The 18,908-nt window shown below is 67.7% G+C and carries 12 protein-coding genes, 4 pseudogenes and 1 riboswitch; of the genes and pseudogenes, 6 read left to right on the top strand and 10 right to left on the bottom strand.

Going from position 1 to position 18,908, the window contains the following annotated elements; all coding sequences use genetic code 11:
- A partial coding sequence (locus OR16_RS31755; protein WP_006162766.1) for a sigma-54 interaction domain-containing protein occupies positions 1-1,288 on the top strand: 1,288 nt, incomplete at its 5' end.
- Between the two features lie 19 nt (positions 1,289-1,307).
- Here the strand turns inward: OR16_RS31755 and OR16_RS31750 are convergent.
- From OR16_RS31750 to thiC, 7 genes are all read right to left on the bottom strand, one after another.
- Positions 1,308-1,625 (bottom strand): hypothetical protein, encoded by a 318-nt coding sequence (locus tag OR16_RS31750; protein WP_006162765.1) that lies wholly within the window; start codon positions 1,623-1,625, stop codon positions 1,308-1,310.
- Positions 1,604-2,185, bottom strand: a complete 582-nt coding sequence (locus OR16_RS31745) for a GNAT family N-acetyltransferase (protein ID WP_006162764.1) — start codon at positions 2,183-2,185, stop codon at positions 1,604-1,606. The genes OR16_RS31750 and OR16_RS31745 overlap by 22 nt, the downstream gene beginning before the upstream one ends.
- Before the next feature lie 85 nt (positions 2,186-2,270).
- A complete protein-coding gene (locus tag OR16_RS31740; protein WP_006162763.1) occupies positions 2,271-3,404 on the bottom strand; it encodes a thiamine phosphate synthase in 1,134 nt (377 codons plus the stop codon).
- A complete protein-coding gene (locus OR16_RS31735) occupies positions 3,401-4,249 on the bottom strand; it encodes a thiazole synthase (RefSeq protein WP_006162762.1) in 849 nt (282 codons plus the stop codon). The genes OR16_RS31740 and OR16_RS31735 overlap by 4 nt, the downstream gene beginning before the upstream one ends.
- Before the next feature lie 6 nt (positions 4,250-4,255).
- On the bottom strand, positions 4,256-4,453 hold the full coding sequence (thiS, locus tag OR16_RS31730) for a sulfur carrier protein ThiS (protein ID WP_043421941.1): 198 nt from the start codon (positions 4,451-4,453) through the stop codon (positions 4,256-4,258).
- A gap of 12 nt (positions 4,454-4,465) precedes the next feature.
- Positions 4,466-5,644 (bottom strand): FAD-dependent oxidoreductase, encoded by a 1,179-nt coding sequence (locus OR16_RS31725; protein ID WP_006162760.1) that lies wholly within the window; start codon positions 5,642-5,644, stop codon positions 4,466-4,468.
- A 154-nt stretch (positions 5,645-5,798) separates the two neighbouring features.
- A complete protein-coding gene (gene thiC / locus OR16_RS31720; RefSeq protein ID WP_081488930.1) occupies positions 5,799-7,319 on the bottom strand; it encodes a phosphomethylpyrimidine synthase ThiC in 1,521 nt (506 codons plus the stop codon).
- Between the two features lie 24 nt (positions 7,320-7,343).
- Positions 7,344-7,445, bottom strand: a riboswitch (TPP riboswitch).
- Between the two features lie 232 nt (positions 7,446-7,677).
- On the opposite strand from thiC, the gene OR16_RS31715 reads away from it, so the two are divergent.
- Both OR16_RS31715 and OR16_RS31710 read left to right on the top strand, forming a co-directional pair.
- A complete protein-coding gene (locus OR16_RS31715; protein ID WP_006162757.1) occupies positions 7,678-9,339 on the top strand; it encodes an acyl-CoA dehydrogenase family protein in 1,662 nt (553 codons plus the stop codon).
- A 183-nt stretch (positions 9,340-9,522) separates the two neighbouring features.
- Positions 9,523-10,896 (top strand): annotated as a pseudogene (locus OR16_RS31710) (methyl-accepting chemotaxis protein); the annotation flags it as partial.
- A gap of 201 nt (positions 10,897-11,097) precedes the next feature.
- Here OR16_RS31710 and OR16_RS31705 read toward each other — a convergent pair.
- Positions 11,098-12,701 (bottom strand): annotated as a pseudogene (locus OR16_RS31705) (GMC family oxidoreductase).
- A 284-nt stretch (positions 12,702-12,985) separates the two neighbouring features.
- Between OR16_RS31705 and OR16_RS31700 the strand changes: the two are divergent.
- On the top strand, positions 12,986-14,398 hold the full coding sequence (locus OR16_RS31700) for a coniferyl aldehyde dehydrogenase (protein WP_006162754.1): 1,413 nt from the start codon (positions 12,986-12,988) through the stop codon (positions 14,396-14,398).
- A gap of 49 nt (positions 14,399-14,447) precedes the next feature.
- On the opposite strand, the pseudogene OR16_RS46615 reads toward OR16_RS31700, so the two are convergent.
- Both OR16_RS46615 and metK read right to left on the bottom strand, forming a co-directional pair.
- Positions 14,448-15,260, bottom strand: a pseudogene (locus OR16_RS46615) (Kdo hydroxylase family protein); the annotation flags it as partial.
- A 348-nt stretch (positions 15,261-15,608) separates the two neighbouring features.
- Positions 15,609-16,685, bottom strand: a pseudogene (metK, locus tag OR16_RS46610) (methionine adenosyltransferase); the annotation flags it as partial.
- A 387-nt stretch (positions 16,686-17,072) separates the two neighbouring features.
- Here metK and OR16_RS31690 point away from each other — a divergent pair.
- The gene (locus OR16_RS31690; protein ID WP_006162751.1) at positions 17,073-18,011 is read left to right on the top strand and encodes a lysophospholipid acyltransferase family protein; all 939 of its coding nucleotides are present in this window, start codon (positions 17,073-17,075) and stop codon (positions 18,009-18,011) included.
- Complete coding sequence (locus OR16_RS31685) at positions 18,008-18,901, top strand: lipid A biosynthesis lauroyl acyltransferase (RefSeq protein WP_006162749.1); 894 nt, start codon at positions 18,008-18,010, stop codon at positions 18,899-18,901. Before OR16_RS31690 ends, OR16_RS31685 begins: the two co-directional genes overlap by 4 nt.
- The last annotated feature ends 7 nt before the right edge of the window (positions 18,902-18,908 follow it).

Genomic DNA, 18,908 nt, shown 5'->3' with positions numbered 1-18,908 from the left:
CACGGGCCGGCCCGCAGTGGACGTCATCCCCAATTCACGCCTCGCGCAGGTGGCCGCCAGCGGCAAGGCCGAGATCGGGCAGTTGCAGGAGATGAACGGCGTGACACGCGTGGTGAACCGCATCCCGATCAGCGCCGCGGGCGAGGTGGTTGGCGCCATCGGCCAGATCCTCTTCAAGGAGCCCGAAGCCATTGGCCGCATGCACCGCGAGATGACACAGTTGCGCTCGCAACTGGCACAAACACAGCGCGAGCTCGACGCGTTGCGCGAGCAGCAAGCGGGCGCCGGCCCCGGCCTGCTGATTGGCGACAGCGCACCCATGCAGCGGCTGCGCAGAGAGATCGACACCGTGGCGCGGCTGGACGTGCCGGTGCTGATCCTCGGCGAGAGCGGCACCGGCAAGGAACTGGTGGCGCGCGCCATTCACGGCGCCAGCCGCGCGGCCCAGGGAAAGCCGCTGGTGAGCCTGAACCTGGCCGCGCTGCCCGCCACGCTGATCGAGTCCGAGCTGTTCGGGCATGCGGCGGGCGCCTTCACTGGCAGCCATCGCCTTGGACAGGCCGGCAAGCTGGAGCAGGCGGCCGGCGGCACGCTGTTCCTCGACGAGGTCGCCGATATCCCGATGGAGATGCAGGTCAAGCTGTTGCGCGTGCTGGAGGACCATATGGTGGAACGGCTCGGCAGCCGGCAGGCGCAGCGCGTGGACTTCAGGCTGGTGGCGGCGACCAACCGCGACATCCAGGCGCTGATCGATGGCGGACGCTTCCGCCTGGATCTGTATTACCGCCTGAGCGGCGTGGTGCTGCGCATTCCCGCGCTGGGCCAGCGGCGCGAGGACATCCCTGCCCTGCTGACCCATTTCGTGCGCGGCTTCTGCGCGCGCAACCGGGTGCCGGTGCCGGAAGTGGCATCCGAAGTGCCGCGCTATCTGGCCGAGCGGCGGTGGCCGGGCAATGTGCGCCAGCTCAGGCAGAAGATCGAGGAAGCACTGGTGTTCTGCGACGCGCGCGTGCTGCGCGCGGCGGATTTCGCCCGGGGCGAGGAAAGCGCGGCGGCGTACGGTTTGAGCGAGCCGCCGTTGCCGTATGGCGAGGCACTGGACGAGGCCATGAACGAGGCCGCGATCGACGCGGGTGCCGCAGCGCCGGCAGACCTGCGTGAAGTAGCGTACGAGGCCGTGCTGCAGGCCATCGCGCGGCACGGTGGCAACAAGAAGCGCGCGGCGGAGCAATTGCGTATTTCACGCTCGCATCTGTACAAGCTCCTGGAGCGTGGCGCGCGCGGCTGAGTGCAGGCGTTTGCCTGGCCTACAGGATCTCCGAGACAAACCAGGCATTGAAGCGATAGAGCGCGATCGATGGCATCACGGAAAACAAGACCAGGTTGACGGCGGCGCGCTGGTTTCTATACAGATAGAGCGCCAGCAGGTCCCTCAGCATGTAGCTGGCAACCAGCACCACGAGCGGAATGTAGGCCAGGAAGCAAAACAGGAAAAGCCAGACAAAGGCGCCGCCCTGCAACCCTCGGTCGGCAATGCCAGCACCGGCGATCCAGTGCGCATCCCCGGCACTGAATGTGACAAGCAGCATCAACAGCGAAACGATCAGCGTGGTACAGCGGAGCATGGTGTTTGCCGGAGTGGATGGCACGGCGCTATCGTAACCCGGGGCGACGCCTGCAACGCCAGGCGCATGGCGATGCGCTGCCGCAAGCCGAGCGCGGCCTCGCGCGCCAGTGCGGCGCGGAGCTCCGCGCTGAGATCGGCTTCATCGAGCGGGAGAAAGCCGAGGCGCGCATAGAACGGCGCGTTCCATGGCAGGTGGCTGAAAGTGGTGAGGTTGAGCGACTGCAGGCCTTGTCGGCGCAAGCCATCCGCGACGGCGCTCACAAGCGCGCGGCCGAAGCCACGGCGGGCATGGTCGGGGTGGACGTCCATCTCTTCGAGGCAGGCATGCGGTCCGTTCGCGCTTGCCAGCGCGAAGCCGGCGACGCTGCCGTCGTCAGCAACGGCGACCCACAGGCGGCCCTCACGCTGCGCGCACCGCAGGTCTCCAATGGGGGTGACGTGCTGGCGCAGCGTGGGCGGCAGGTCGGACTCGGGAAACAACGCGGCCGCCGCGCGTTCGATGGCGGGCAGGCTCGCTATGTCTTCAGGCGTGGCGAGGCGAATGTCTGGCAACGGCATCTGTGTGCGACGGTATGTGGCTAGCTCGGGCGCCCGGACGAGGACAGTCACACCGCGTGCGCCTGCCCGTCCGGGCCCAACGCGCTCAGGCCGCCGGGAACATCCCCAGCAGATTCGTCACCGCCGCCGGCACGTCAGCGGCCTCGGTAATCGCGCGCACCACGGCCGCGCTGCCCACGCCAGCCGCCAGCACTTCCGGCAGCCGCGCGGCATCGACGCCGCCGATGCCCACCAGCGATGGCACCACCGGCTGCATCAGCTTGACGTAGGCGTGGAAGCGGCCCAGGCCCTGCGGCGCGGTCGGCATGACCTTGGTGGTGGTCGGGAAGATCGCGCCCAGCGCCAGGTAGCTCGGGCCGATGGTGGCCACGCGCAGCATCTCGGCATAGCCGTGCGTGGACACGCCAAGCCGCAGCCCGCAGGCGCGCAGCGCGTCGAGGTCGGCGTCATCAAGGTCTTCCTGGCCGAGGTGGATGCCGTAGATGCCGCTGTCGCCGCCTTGGCTGGCGTGGTAGTCGATGGCGGCACGCCAGTGGTCGTTGATGAACAGGCGCGAGGCGCTGCCGCGCGCGGCCTTGGCGGCGCGCTCGATCTCGCTGCGCACGGCCTGCGCATCGTCGGACTTGAAGCGCAGCTGCACGGTGGGCAGCGCCAGCGCGACCAGTCGCTCGATCCATTCAGCGCTGGGCACCACCGCGTACAGACCTAGCGGCGGGCACGGTGCGAAGGGCTCGGCGCGCTGCTCCGGCGCAACCAGCGCGGCGTGGCGCACGTGCGGGAAGCGCGCGAAATCCACCGGCCAGTCCAGCGAGCCCGGCTGCCAGGCACGCGCCAGGCAGAGCGCATCGTGCGCGGGGAAATGCAGCGCCAGGCAAGCCAGCAGCACGGCGACGAAGGCCGGCGAATGCGCAGTATCGTCGTCGGCATGGGCGCTGAAGACCCAGGTGCCCATCGGCGAGCGCACGGTGTCGCTCCACTGCCCGCCTTCGCGGTCGCTCTCGATGGCGATGGCGCCGGCGGCGGCAATGCGCGCCAGCGTGGCCGCGTCGGCCTCGCCGTCGAACAGCGCCACATCGGCATCGCCGAGCGCGGCGGGCACGTCGCCCCGCGCCCAGGCGCGCCAGGTCTTGTCGCTGATGCCGAAGGTGGCGCCATAGCGCGCCAGCAGCGTGTCGCGCAGCGCGGCGTCGATGCCGGCCGGGAGAAGATTGCGGGTCATGCGCGGTCCTCCACGCCTTCGGCATGCCAGAACGGCATGCCCACCACCGGCGTGCTGGCCTGTGCGATATCGCGCTCCGGCATGGGGCCGGCCAGGTAGGCGGTGCGGCCCGCGTCCACGGCCAGCGCGAAGGCGCGTGCCATGTTGACCGGATAGGCGGCCTGCGCCACCGCGGTGTTCAGCAGCACGCCGTCATAGCCCCACTCGAGCACTTGGGCGGCGTGCGACGGCAGCCCGAGGCCGGCGTCGACAATCAGCGGGGTATCGGGCAAGCGTTCGCGCAACAGGCGCATGGCGTGCGGATTGACGGCGCCCTTGCCGGTGCCGATCGGCGCGGCCCATGGCATGAGTGCCTGGCAGCCCACGTCCAGCAGGCGGCGGCACAGCACCAGGTCCTCGGTGCAATATGGCAGCACCTTGAAGCCCTCCTTGATCAGCGTCTCGGCCACGGCGGGCAGGTTGAGCGTATCGGGCTGCAGCGTGTAATCGTCGCCCACCAGCTCCAGCTTGATCCAGTCGGTCTCGAACACCTCGCGCGCCATCATGGCGGTCGTGATGACTTCCTGCGGCGCCATGCAGCCGGCGGTATTGGGCAGCACCGGCACGTTCAGTGCACGGAGCATCTGCCAGAAGGCTTGGCCGCCCTCGCCATCGCCGACCGCGCCCTGGCGGCGCAGCGCCACCGTCAGCATGGCGGGCCGGGCCACTTCCACCGCGGCCTGCAGCGTGGCGGGAGACGGGTAGCGCGCGGTACCCAGCAACAGGCGCGAGGCGAACGACTCGCCATAGAGCACGAAGGGGTCGGCGAACAGGTCGCGGCGGGGTTCAGTGGTATTGAAGGTCATGTTTGGTCAGCCTCCCGTCACGGGTTGCACGAGGTCGATTCGGTCGCCGGCGGCGAGCACGGTGGCCGCATGCGCGGCGCGCGGCACGAACTGGCCGTTGAGCGCGGCGGCAAAGGGTGGCGCGATGCCTGCGCCCGCCACCGCATCGGCCAGTGTGGCGCGATCGGCGAGGGCGAGCGGACGGCCGTTGAGCAGGATATCCATGGTCATTGTCGTTCAGTGCAGCACCGGCGAGCCGGCGACGGTATCGAGCACGGCCGCGATCATGCCTGGCCAGCGCACCGAGGCGGGCACGGCATGCGCGGCGGGATCGTCGCCGAGCAAAGCCTGTACCACCTGGCAGGCAGCCTCGGTGACCGCCGGGGCAATCAGGAAGCCGTGCCGGTACAGGCCATTGAGGCGCACGATGCGGGCATGCTGGTCGACCCGGATGGCCGGCAGGTGGTCCGGGCGCGTCGGGCGGCGCTGCACATTGAGTTCAAGCACGCGCGCTTCGCCAAAGGCCGGGTGCAGCGAGTACGCCGCGGAAAGCAGTTCCAGCGCGGAGCGCACGCTCATCGGCGAATCGTCCTCGCTTTCGAGTTCGGTGGCGCCGATCACATAGAGGTCGTTAGGCTTGGGCGCGATATAGATCGGATAACGCGGGTGCAGCAGGCGCACCGGGCGATGCAGCTTGACCTCGGGCGCGTGCACTCGCACGACTTCGCCGCGCAGGCCGCGCAATCCCGGCATGCTGCCGTGCGCGGCGGGCTGTCCCGGCCACGCGGCGCGGGCGCCCAGGCCGCGGCAATCCAGCACCACGCGTGCGCAGATGCCCAGCGCCGGCAGGTCGCCGGCCTCGATTTCACCGGCTTCCCAGACGCAATGCAGGCCGCCGGCAACCGCGCAAGCCAGCAACGCGCGCAGCGTGCCGCGATTGTCCAGCTGGCCTTCGCCCGCCAGCAGCAGCCCCTGGGAGAAACGGCCCGCGAGCGCCGGCTCGAGCGCGGCCACGCCATTGCCGTCCAGCGCGCGCATGCGCTCGGCCACCAGTTCGGGCGGCGCCACGGCACGCACCCGGCTGGTGAACAGCGACATCTCGCTGCGGTCGCGCGTATGCCATAGCACCAGCGTGCCGTCTTCCTGGAAGAACACGGGCTCCAGCATTTCGGCTACCCAGGCGCGCCAGAGGCCGACACTGGCGGTGCCGAGCTCCACGATGCGGCGTTCGGCAATGGCGGATTCCGCCAGGGGCGCCAGCATCGCCGCGGCAACGTGCGCGGCCGAGCCAGCGCCATCGGGGCCGCCGCGCTCGACCAGCGCCACGCGCAGGCCGGCACGTACCAGTTGCCAGGCGGATAGGCGCCCGGCCAGGCCGGCGCCGAGCACGGCCACATCAAACGACTGCACTGTCATGGGGATGGTTGTGCCGGTGCTCGCCGCGACGGCGCGGCGAGCACCGGCCTCCTTTAAGTCATGGCGTGCCCCTCGAAGGGCACGGAACTTCGTGTGCGGCGCTGCACGGGCATGCGCCACACCTATTCACCTAATCACCTAATCACCTATTGCATTACGAGTAGATCTTGCTGCCGCTCTTGACGAACTCGATCGACTTTTCCTGCATGCCTTGCTGGGCTTCGGGCTTGAGCGAGGCGGCGTAGTCGCGCACTTCCTGCGTGATCTTCATCGAGCAGAACTTGGGACCGCACATCGAGCAGAAGTGTGCAATCTTGGCGCCTTCGGCCGGCAGCGTGGCGTCGTGGTACGAACGCGCGCGTTCCGGGTCCAGGCCGAGGTTGAACTGGTCTTCCCAGCGGAACTCGAAGCGCGCCTTGGACAACGCGTTGTCGCGCAGCTGCGCGCCGGGCCAGCCCTTGGCAAGGTCGGCCGCGTGGGCGGCGATCTTGTAGGTGATGATGCCTTCGCGCACGTCTTCCTTGTCCGGCAGGCCCAGGTGTTCCTTCGGCGTGACATAGCACAGCATGGCGGTGCCCATCCAGCCGATATTGGCCGCGCCGATGCCGCTGGTGATGTGGTCATAGCCGGGAGCGATGTCAGTCACCAGCGGCCCCAGCGTGTAGAACGGCGCTTCGTAGCAGTGCTTCAGCTCTTCATCCATATTGGCCTGGATGCGCTGCAGCGGCACGTGGCCCGGGCCTTCGATCATGACCTGCACGTCGTGCTTCCAGGCCTTGTCGGTCAGCTCGCCGAGCGTGCGCAGCTCACCGAACTGGGCGTCGTCGTTGGAGTCGGCGATACAGCCGGGACGCAGGCCATCACCCAGGCTGAACGACACGTCGTACGCCTTCATGATTTCGCAGATCTCGTCGAAGTGCGTGTACAGGAAGTTTTCCTTGTGATGCGCCAGGCACCACTTGGCCATGATCGAGCCCCCGCGCGAGACGATGCCGGTGACGCGGTCCGCGGTCATCGGCACGTAGCGCAGCAGCACGCCGGCGTGGATGGTGAAGTAGTCCACGCCCTGCTCGGCCTGCTCGATCAGCGTGTCGCGGAACATTTCCCAGGTCAGGTCCTCGGCGACGCCGCCGGTCTTGTCCAGCGCCTGGTAGATGGGCACCGTGCCGATGGGCACCGGCGAGTTGCGCAGGATCCACTCGCGGGTTTCGTGGATGTGCTTGCCGGTGGACAGGTCCATGATGGTGTCGGCGCCCCAGCGGATCGACCACACCATCTTTTCCACTTCCTCGGCCAGCGACGACGTCACGGCGGAGTTGCCCAGGTTGCCGTTGATCTTGACGCGGAAATTGCGCCCGATCGCCATCGGCTCCAGCTCGGTGTGGTTGATGTTGGCGGGAATGATGGCGCGGCCCGAGGCGATTTCGCGGCGCACGAATTCCGGCGTCATGTCTTCCGGGCGCAGCGGCAGCGAAGCACCCAGCGCGTTGCCGGGGTGCTGGCGCAGCAGCGCCTTGTATTCGGGCTTGTCGTACAGCGCCTGCAGGTTCAGCGACTCGCGCAGCGCCACGTATTCCATCTCGGGCGTGATGATGCCGCGGCGCGCATAGTGCATCTGCGACACATTGGCGCCGGCCGCCCTGTGAGCATGGCCGCGGCGGTGTGGCCGGGTCATGTGCCTTGGAGAAGGCAGGAGCTGTTCGGTAACCATGAAACTTCCCACGCCGGTACTAGCCGGATCGGGTTCGAAGGGACTCTCTCAGCCGCACGGCCCATCCGTACGGCACCCCTGTTTCATCCAACGGGGTGAATTTAAGCACAAGGCTCGGGGCTTGACCACCCCTGTTTCAATCTGGAGTGTCGTGCGTTTCAGGGAGCTTATCGTCTTGCTGCGGTGCACGACCGCGCCGCGGCGGGCGTGGAGCGCCCGAATCGGCACAGCGTTCCGGCCCCGCACAGCGCCCGCCGCTTGCTCTACCATGTAATCAGACATGCCCATGCGCACGCGCGCAGAAGACCGCACAGGAGACCTCATGCCGCAAGCCGCCACCCATCGCGTGTTCAATCAGGTCGCGGACCTGACCGACTACAACCTGTTCACCGGCGACCCCGCCCTGCGCGCCGCGCTGGAGCGGCTGGGCGGCGGCTGGCATGCCGATGCGCTCGACGTGTTCGGAGCCCGCCTGGGCAAGGCCGATGTGCAGCAGTGGGCGGCCGAGGCCAATCGGCACGCGCCCGAATTGCATACGCACAGCCGTACCGGCGAGCGCATCGACGAAGTGGAATTCCCGCCAGCCTGGCACGCCTTGCTGGCCTTGCTGCGCAGCCAGCAGTTGCAGGCGCTGCCGTTCGCCCAGCCGCGCGAGGGCGCCTGGGTGGCGCGCGCGGCGGGCTACTTCCTGCAGGCGCAGGCCGAATCGGGCTCGCTGTGCCCGCCCACCATGACCTTTGCCAGCATCCCCGTACTGCAGAAGGAAACGGCGCTGTTCGCGCAGATCGGCCCCAAGCTGTTCGCCACCGACCATGACCCGCGCGACCTGCCCTGGCGCGACAAGCGCGCCGTGATGATCGGCATGGGCATGACGGAAAAGCAGGGTGGCTCGGATGTGCGCAGCAACACCACGGTGGCGCGCGCGCTGCGCGGCGAGGGCCGTGGCGCCGAGTATGCGATCACCGGGCACAAGTGGTTTTTCTCCGCGCCGATGTGCGACGCGCACCTGGTGGTGGCGCGCATGGGCGCGGAGGACGGGCCGCTGTCGTGCTTCTTCGTGCCGCGCTTTCGCGACGACGGCAGCAAGAACCCGGTGCAGATACAGCGCCTGAAGGACAAGCTCGGCAACCGCTCCAACGCGAGCAGCGAGGTGGAATTCCGCGAGGCGACGGGCATCCTGATTGGCGAGGAAGGGCGTGGCATCCCGACCATCATCGAGATGGCCACCTATACGCGGCTGGACTGCGTGATCGGCAGCGCCGCCATCATCCGTGCCGCATTGGTGCAGGCCACTCACCATGCGCGGCACCGCATGGCCTTCGGCCGCCTGCTGGTGGAGCAACCGCTGATGCGCAACGTGCTGGCGGACCTGGCGCTGGAGAGCCAGGCCGCGACGCTGCTCATGATGGAACTCGCTAATGCCTTCGAGCGGGCCGATGCCGATCCGCTGGCCGCCGCCTGGAAGCGCGTTGTCACGCCGGCGGCCAAGTTCTGGATCTGCAAGCGCGCCATCGAGGTCACCGGCGAAGCCATGGAAGTGTGGGGCGGCAACGGCTACGTGGAAGAGGGGCCGATGGCTCGGCTATACCGCGAGGCACCGGTCAACTCGATCTGGGAGGGCTCGGGCAACATCATGTGCCTGGACGTGCTGCGCGCGCTGCAGCGCAACCCCGAGGACGCTGGCCGGCTGCTGCAGGACCTTGGCCGGCGCGCGGGCGGCCATCCCGCGGTGCGGGCAGAGCTTGCCTCGCTGCAGGCGATGCTGCGCGATGCACCCGAGCGCCTGGAAGCCGGCGCGCGGCGCTTTGCCCAAGGCCTGGTGTTGACGGCGCAGGCGGCGCTGATGCTCGCATATGCCGACGCCGACGATGCGCAGCGCTTCGTCGCGAGCCGGCTGGGGCGTCAGCACGGCCGCGTGTTCGGCACGCTGGAAGGCGACGATGCCGCGCTCGCGCGCGTGGTGGCGCGTGCCTGGCCAGCCTGAGGCAAGCGAGCGCGTCAACGGCCTCGTCACGCATTTTCTCGCGCCATCCCGCTACAGGTGGCGCCGGTCCTGCCGTAAATCCCTTGGTATTAATGTCATGCACTTAATACATAAGTGCATATTGATCCCCTTTAAATCACCAAGCGGCGCGCCCGGCTACACGGCGGGCGCCGACATCCCGACATGAACATCAGCCAACGCCTGTTGCTATCTTTATCCTTGGCCCTGCTCGCCTTGCTCACCGTGGGCCTCGGCGGCATCTGGCAACTCAGCGAGTCGGAACAGCGTTTCGAGTACCTCAACGACAACACGCTGGGTAGCGTGCGCACCCTGATTTCGCTCAAGGACAACGTCAACGCCATGCGCATCTCGCTTTACCGGCACGCCATGAGCGAAGACCCCAAGGCCAAGGCCGAAGCCGAAGCCGCACTGGCTCGCGCCGACGAGAAGTTCGACACCACCGCCGCAAGGTATGAGCGCGACGACATCAGCGACGATACCGACCGCAAGATGCTCGAAGCCGACCGCGCCGCGATCAGGCGCTACCGCGCCGGGCGTGCCGCCATGCTGGAAAAATCGCGTGCCAACGATTTCGCCGCGGCCCATGCCATGCTGGTGAGCGGCGAACTGGACGACGCATCGATCGCCTTGCGCAAGGCGATCGACGATCACATCACCTATAACGGCGATCTGGGCGATCTCGCCGAGAAGCACAATCGCGAGCAGTACACCACGGCGGTCCGCGTGTTCTCGGCGGTCATCGTCGTTTCGGTGCTCGTCACCGGCTTCCTGGCGGCAACGCTGTATCGCCGCATCCGCGGCAGCCTGGCCGAGATCGAGGAAACCCTGGAGTACGTCAGCAACTCCCTGGACCTGGAACGCCACGCGCCGGTGGGCCGCCTGGACGAAATCGGCCGTACCGCGGCTGCCTTCAACCGCCTGCTGGAGCGGGTAAGCGTGGCGCTGCGCGAGGTCCGCGATTCAACCGACTCCGTCGGCGTGGCGGCGCGCCAGATCGCCGCGGGCAATACCGATTTGTCGGCACGGACCGAACAGCAGGCTGCGTCGCTGGAGCAGACCGCATCGAGCATGGAAGAACTCACCACCACCGTGCGCCAGAACGCCGACAACGCGCGCCAGGCGAGCGGCCTGGCCGGCAATGCCGCCAGCGTGGCCGAGCACGGCGGCGCCGCCGTGCAGCAGATGGTGCAAACCATGGGCGCGATCAGCACCAGTTCCAACCGTATCGCGGAAATCACCAGCCTGATCGAGGGCATCGCATTCCAGACCAACATCCTGGCGCTCAATGCCGCGGTGGAAGCCGCGCGCGCCGGCGAACAAGGCCGGGGCTTCGCGGTGGTGGCGGGTGAGGTGCGCAGCCTGGCGCAGCGCTCGTCCAGCGCCGCCAAGGAAATCAAGGACCTGATCGACCGCTCGGTCAACACCGTGCGCACGGGCTCGGCGCAAGCCGAGGATGCCGGCAAGACCATGAGCGAAGTCCAGAATGCGGTGAAGCGCGTGTCGGACATCATCGCCGAGATCGCCGCGGCATCCGATGAGCAAAGCGCGGGCATCGAGCAGGTCAACCAGGCCGTGGGCCAGATGGACGAGGTCACGCAGCAGAATGCCGCGCTGGTGGAAGAGGCGGCCGCCGCCGCGCAGTCGCTGGACGACCAGGCCGGCAAGCTGCGCGACACGGTATCGACCTTCCGCCTGGCTACGGCCTGAGCGTGGGTATGGGGGGCGCGACCCCGCCCCTCATACCGCCAACACCTCCGCCATGCGCAATACCACGCGCGGGCCGTGCCGGATCAGGTCATGCGCGCGCTCGCCGATCATGATGGCCGGCGCATTGGTGTTGCCGCCAATCAGCGTCGGCATGATCGACGCATCCACCACGCGCAAGCCCTCCACGCCCCGTACCCGCAGTTGCGGGTCCACCACCGCGTATTCGTCCATGCCCATGCGGCACGTCCCGACGGGATGGTAGATGGTGTCGGCGTGGGCGCGGATCATTGCGCGGATCGTGCTGTCGTCGCCGCCATCGGCCGGCAGGTGCGCCGAATACAGCTCCTTGCCGCCGAACGCCGCCAGTTGCGGCTGGGCCAGGATGCGGCGCACGATCCGCACGCCGGTCACCAGGCCGTCCAGGTCCCGCGGGTCCGACAGGAAGCACGGGTCGATCATCGGCGCCTCGCGGATATCGGGCGAGGCCAGCCGCACCTCGCCCCGGCTCTTCGGGCGCAGCACGCAAACGTGGCAGGAGTAGCCATGGCCCAGGCGGATGCGGCGCATATGGTCGTCGGCCATGCCGACCACGAAATGCAGCTGCAGGTCCGGCTCGTCCAGCCCGGCGTGGCTCTTCAGGAAGGCGCCTGCCTCGGCAAAGTTGGAAGTCAGCATGCCGGTGCGCTCGCGCCGGTAGCGCAGGATCTCGGCCAGCAGGCGAAACGCGCCGCCCACCGACACGCCGAACAGCTCGGATGCCGCCACGCGCTTATGGATGATGATGTCGAGATGGTCCTGCAGGTTGGCGCCCACGCCCGGCAGGTCGTGCACCACGGGAATGCCTAGTTCGCGCAGATGCGAGGCAGGGCCGACGCCCGACACCATCAGCAGTTGCGGCGAACCGAACGTGCCGGCCGACACGATCACCTCGCGGCGTGCCCGCAGCAAGGTCTCGCGGCCATCCAGGCGCACCACCACACCCACCGCGTGGCGGCCCTCGAACTCGATGCGCAGCACCTGCGTGCCCGTCATCACATGCAGGTTGTCGCGCCCGCCATTGCAGGCGCGGTCGGCGGCGTCGGCGCGATGCAGGTAGGCGCGCGCTGCGTTCCAGCGCTCGCCGCCATGCTGGGTCACCTGGTACCAGCCAGCGCCTTCCTGATCCACGCCATTGAAATCGTCATTGCGGCGATAGCCGGCCTGCTGGGCCGCCTCGATAAAGCGCTGGCCAAATGGATTAGGCGTGCGCAGGTCCGACACGTTAAGGGCAACACATCGTCCCAGGCCCAGCCGTCGCAGCCGGCCGTGGCCCAGCCGTCATAGTCGGACGGCGTGCCCCGCGTGTAGATCATGGCATTGAGCGAGGAACTGCCCCCCAGGCCGCGCCCGCGCGGCTGGTAGCCGCGGCGCCCGTTCAGCCCGGGCTGCGGCACGGTGCGGTAGCCGTAGTTATGGCTGCCGGCACGCGGCAGCATTGCCGCGCAGCCCGCCGGCGTCGACACCAGCACATGGTGATCGTGGCCGCCGGTCTCGAGCACGGCCACGCTGTCGCTGCCGCTGTCGGCCAGCCGGCCGGCCAGGGCACACCCCGCCGAACCGCCGCCAACGACGAGATAGTCAAAGGTGGTTTCCATCCGTCTCCCCGCCTGGTCCGAGGTCAGTGTGCCGGGGTTGCGCCGAACGCTTCGGCAGTGCCGGTCAACCCGGTCTGGCTGGCACGCCGAGAGCATGCCGCGAAATCAGTGTAGGGCGTTGCCGGGGCCCTGGAAAGGGCGAAGGCGGGTCGGCCAATACGGTTGTTTGAAGCGCGCGGCTAGTGACCGGTCTCCATTGCCAGGCGCCGCCGCATGGCATATGGTGCGGGATTCGAAACGCCTCGCGCGCCAAGGGCAGCGCACAACCCCAAGGAGAGCGCGCCATGAGAGAAGTGCCCGAGATGTCATCCGTATTCGACGCCATGCGCGCCGCCTCGCGGCGCGACCAGGCTCCGGCCTGGGAAGTGCGCGCCGACCGGCTGCGACGCCTGCGCAAGCTGGTGACCGGGCACATGGACGAGATCTCGCAAGCCATCAGCGCCGATTTCGGCAACCGAGCGCGCCAGGAAACCGCCCTGCTCGAGGTCTTTCCCAGCGTGGCCGGCATCGACGATGCACTGCGTCATGGCAAGCGCTGGATGCGGGTGCGCCGGGTGAGCACCGGGCTGTGGTTCAAGCCCGCCACATCGCGCCTGATGCCGCAGCCGCTGGGCGTGATCGGCATCGTGGTGCCGTGGAACTACCCGCTGTACCTGACGGTGGGCCCGCTGGTGGGCGCGCTGGTCGCGGGCAACCGCGCCATGATCAAGCTCTCCGAGTACACCCCGCGCTTCGCCGCGCTGTTCGCGCGCCTGGCGCAGCAGATCTTCGCCGCCGACGAGGTCACGGTAATCAATGGCGACGCCGAGGTGGCGAGCGCGTTTTCCGCCCTGCCCTTCGATCACCTGCTCTTTACCGGATCCACCCAGGTTGGCCACCATGTGATGCGCGCGGCGGCTGCCAACCTCACGCCCGTCACGCTCGAGCTGGGCGGCAAGTCGCCGGCCATCGTCGGCCCCGGCGCCGACCTGCAGCGCGCGGTCGAACGCATCCTGGTGGGCAAGCTGCTCAACGCCGGCCAGACCTGCATCGCCCCGGACTATGTGCTGCTGCCGGAGGCCCTGCGCGAGCCCTTCGTCGAGGCCGCCCGCGCCTGCGCCGCCCGCCTCTACCCGGACCAGCCGGGCGATGCCGGCAACCCCGACTACACCACCATCATCAGCCCGAGGCACTTCGCGCGGCTGGACGGCCTGGTGAGCGACGCCGCCCGCGCCGGGGCGCGCGTGGTGCCGCTGTCACAGGCGCCATCGGACCCGGAGCGCCGCCGCCTCGCGCCGGTGCTGTTGCTGGATGTCCCCGCCGACGCCACTGTGATGCGCGAGGAAATCTTCGGCCCGGTGCTGCCACTGGTGACCTACCGCACGCTCGAAGAGGCCATCGGCTTCATCAACGACCGGCCACGCCCGCTGGCGCTCTACCTGTTCGAGAAAGACAGCCGCACGATCGACCACGTGATGGCGCAAACCGTGGCAGGCGGCGTCAGTGTCAACGAAACGCTGCTGCATATTGCCCAGGAAAACCTCCCCTTCGGCGGGGTAGGCCCCAGCGGCATGGGCGCCTATCACGGCCAGGCTGGCTTTGAAACTTTCTCCAAGCTCAAGCCGATCTTCCGCCAGTCCGGGATCAATGGCGCCGGGCTGCTCAAGCCGCCTTATGGCAAGCGCTTTGAAACGATGATCAAACTGCTGATGCGCTGAGGCGGGGGCGAAAGCCAGCAGCCAGGCAGGTGCCGGTTCAAGCCAGGCGTCAACCCGCCACCATCGGCCGCCCCAGCATCCGCGCCAGCACCGCCTCCGGCGAATGCGTATGGTCCGAGATCGCCTTGGGCGACAGGTAATAGGTCTGCTCCATCATGGCCCGCCCCCGCATGGCCGCATGCAGCACCTGGTCACTGAATACGATCCAGGTCGACCCCGGCGGGAACTGGAACTCCTGCTGCGCAACATTGGCCTGATAGTCCAGGTCAGCCTTGGCCAGGTCATGCAACTGCAGCATCCGGTGGTCGTATTCCGAGCGCCGGCGCTTGGTGATATGCAGCATCTCCATCACCCGCGCCTGCCCCGGCCACATGCCTTTGGTCTTCGGCACGAAGCGCTTGGCGAAATCGCCGAATGGCTCGCCCACGCGCCACACGCGCGGCGCCTGCGGGTCAATGTTGTGGAACACGCGCAGCAGCCGCTGGCCCAGCATCGGATTGGACGGGAAGGAATCCACGTGCAGCCGCGTGTCGTCCTTGCGCCAGCTCACCGGCCGCCCGGCGATCTCGCTCGGCCGCAGCGACGTGCCGGCACGCACCATGTGCGGGCCATACTCCGGGAACAGGCTGAGCACCAGCTTCTCGCTGTACTCGGCATAGCGGCGAATCAGCTGGTACAGGTCCTTCAGGTCCTGCTCGCCGCCAATCGCGCCGCGCACGGCCTGGTCGTTGGCGCGCAGGTTGATGTTCTTTGCCTTGCCGTCCGACCAGCGGCTATCCAGGAAGCGCTCCTCGCCGGGCGCGAACTGGAAGCGCAACTGGGGGAAGAACAGCACGGCGCCCTGCTCCAGCTCGCGGCGCAACCCGGCCTTGGTGGCGGCATCGAGTTGCGGGGCCCACTCTGTATAGGGCTGGGGCCGGATCAGGTTGAACGCGGGCGCAGCTGCCCCGGGCACGGTGGCCGGGGAGGGCGTGGAAGGGCTAAAGGTCGAATCAAGTGACATGGGCATCCTCGGTATGCGGGCTCCGGCGGTCTTGAGCGCGCATGCGCGCGCCGCGGCAGGATAACAAAACGCCACTCGCCGGGCCGCCTTGCCATCCCGCGATTCTACCCTCGCGGCCATGGCGCGCCACGCCCCGCCCTGCCCCGGTTGATCCAGGACAAAGCTGCGGCAAGCCAGGAACGCCACCCCAGGCGCGAAAAAAAAGCAGGCAGCGGTCTTCTCGTAGATCGGGCGCAGCAGGTCAAGCATCTGCACGATGCCCTTCGGGCGCAGGTCGAAGTGCTCTTGCACCAGCGCGGCGATCGCCTCGTCGGAGATCTTGCCGGTGCCTTCCGTGTACACCGTCACGTTGATCGGGCGGGCCACGCCGATGGCGTAGCTGACCTGCACCTGGCACTGGCGCGCCAGGCCGGCGGCGACCACGTTCTTGGCGACATAGCGTGCGGCATAGGCTGCCGAGCGGTCGACCTTGGACGGATCCTTGCCCGAGAAAGCACCGCCGCCGTGGGGCGAAGCGCCACCGTAGGTGTCGACGATGATCTTGCGCCCGGTCAGGCCGCAATCGCCTTGCGGGCCGCCGATGACGAAGCGCCCGGTCGGGTTCACCAGGTACTTGGTGTCCTTGAGCATCGCGGCCGGCAGCACCGGCTTGATGATTTCCTCGATCACGGCTTCGCGGATCTGCGCCTGGGTGATATCCGGCGAGTGCTGGGTCGACAACACCACGGTATCCACGCTGTGCGGACGGCCTTCGACGTAGCGCACGGTCACCTGCGACTTGGCGTCCGGACGCAGCCAGGGCAGGCGGCCATCGCGGCGCAGCTGCGACTGGCGCTCGACCAGGCGGTGCGAGTAATAGATCGGGAAGGGCATCAGCTCCGGCGTTTCATCGCAAGCGTAGCCGAACATCAGGCCCTGGTCGCCGGCACCCTGGTTCAGGTAATCGTCGGAGGCGCGGTCCACGCCTTGGGCGATATCAGGCGATTGCTTGTCGTAAGCGACCAGCACTGCACAGCCCTTGTAGTCGATGCCGTATTCGGTGTTGTCGTAGCCGATGCGCTTGATGGTGTCGCGCGCAACTTGGATGTAGTCGACGTTGGCGGTCGTGGTGATTTCCCCGGCCAGGACAACCAGGCCGGTGTTGCACAGCGTTTCAGCGGCCACGCGTGCGTACTTGTCCTGGGCCAGGATGGCGTCCAGGACAGCATCGGAAATTTGGTCGGCGACCTTATCGGGATGGCCTTCGGAGACGGATTCCGAAGTGAACAAGAAGTCGTTTGCCACGAACTTTTCTCCAGGTTTGGCTATTGCGCGCCAACCTCTAAGCCCGGGCGGCGACGCTTTAGCGGTATTTTCATGCCGTTCCGGTAGAACGGTATCGCCCCGCAAGTTGTCAGTTAACTCGGCGATACGCGCTATTATACGCGCCTGCTAGCTACGCTGCAGCACCCCGGTTATCTGGCAAGCCTGCCAAATACCGGACGCTGTCGAAGCCAGGCCGCGCCACCCATATCAGCGGCGCGTTTCCGGCCTGGCGCAAGCCGGCAAGCAGTGCGAGCCGTACGGTGGGCCCCGTAACAACACCAGATTCATTTTGATTGCCCCACTAACGGCAGCGCCCGGCAAAACATTAACGACCTACCCGGCCCGCCGGGCCGCTACCGCAATCCGATGACCTTCCTGTTCTGGCTGATTTCCCGCTTGCCGCTTTCTTGGCTCCACGCCATCGGCGGCGCGCTCGGATTGCTGGCGGCACGCCTGCCAGGACGTTATGGCACGCGGCTCAGGGAAAACCTTCGCCATGCCTATCCCGACGCCAGCGACGCGATGGTGGCGGAGGCGGCCCGCTCGACGGGCCGCATGATCCTCGAAATGCCCTATTTCTGGAGCCGGCGCAATCCAGAGGCACGCATGTACAGCTTTGCCGACCGGCTCTGGCCGGAACTGGACAAGCTGATGGCGCAGGGCCGCGGGCTGATCATCCTGGTGCCGCATCACGGCTGCTTCGAAGTGCTTCCGCAGGCGTTTGCCCTGCGGCATCCGGTCACGGCGCTGTACAAGCCGCCGCACCAGGCCTGGCTGCGCGACTGGATCGTCAAGATGCGCACCCGCCCCAACCTGGCAATGGCGCCGGCGCTGCCGCGCGGCGTGCGCATGCTGGTCAAGGCGCTCAAGCGGGGCGAGGCCATCGGCATCCTGCCGGACCAGGTCCCGACCGGCGGCGAAGGCGCCTGGGCGCCGTTTTTCGGCAAGCCGGCTTATACCATGACGCTGGTGCAGCGCCTGCAGCAGCACACGGGCGCGCCCATCGCGGTGATTTTTGCAGAGCGCCTGCCGCGCGGCGCCGGCTTCCTCGGCCATATGCAGGTCATCAAGGACCTGCTGCCCGATGACCAGGCCGAAGCCGCCGCCGTGATCAACGCGGCTGTCGAGAAGCTGGTGAAGACATGCCCGACGCAGTACCTGTGGGGCTACAACCGCTACAAGCATCCGGGCGGCGCTGCGCTGCCGCCCGCGGAGCCACCTCGCACGCCCGCGGCCGACGCCTCGCGCAACCCCTTGGAGGTGCCGGAAGCGGCACCTGCCTCTCTCTCCAACGACCAAAAATGAGCCGCATCTTTACCTGGCTTGGCATCGGCCTCCTGACCGTGCTGGGCAAGCTCCCCTATCCGCTCGTGGCGCGCTTCGGCGAAGGCCTTGGCAGCCTGCTCTACCTCATTCCCAGCAGCCGGCGCCGCGTGGTGCAGACCAACCTGCGCCTGTGCTTTCCCGAGCGGACCGACGCCGAGATCGAAGCGCTCTCGCGCCAGACCTTCCGCACCGTCTTTCGCAGCTTTGCCGAACGCGGCATCTTCTGGACCGGCAGCGAGGCACAGATGCGCCGCTGGGTCCAGATCGACGACCAGGCCGGCCTGGTGGCGCTGGACGGCACGCCCCATATCCTCGTCACGCTGCATCTCTCCGGCGTCGAAGCCGGTGCGATCCGCCTCACCATCCACCTGCGCGAGCACGTGAAGCGCTCCGGCGCATCGCTCTACACCAAGCAGAAGAACGACCTGTTCGACGGGTTCCTCAAGCATGCGCGCGGCCGCTTTGGCGCCAAGATGATTGCCCGCAACGACAGCGCGCGCGACATCATCCGCTGCCTGCGCAAGGGCGAGGCCCTGCAGTTGATCGCCGACATGGACTTTGGCGAGCGCGACTCGGAGTACATCCCGTTCTTTGGCGTGGAGGCCCTGACCTTGACCTCGGTCTCGCGCCTGGCGCGGCTGGCCGGGGCCAAGGTCGTGCCGATCTATACCGAAATGCTGCCCGACTACCAAGGCTACATGCTGCGCATCCTGCCGGCCTGGGAAAACTATCCTGGCGATAGCGTGACCGAGGACACCCGGCGCATGAACGCCTTCTTCGAAGACTGCATCCGCCCCCGCGTGACTGAGTATTACTGGGTGCACAAGCGCTTCAAGCACCGCCCGGACGGCGAGCGCGAAAACTACTGACCACGTG

Origin of the sequence: Cupriavidus basilensis OR16 (assembly GCF_000243095.1) — a bacterium.
GTDB classification, from domain to species: domain Bacteria; phylum Pseudomonadota; class Gammaproteobacteria; order Burkholderiales; family Burkholderiaceae; genus Cupriavidus; species Cupriavidus basilensis_D.
The sequence above is the reverse complement of the archived record's forward strand: the minus strand, read 5'-3'. Positions and strand labels throughout refer to the sequence as shown.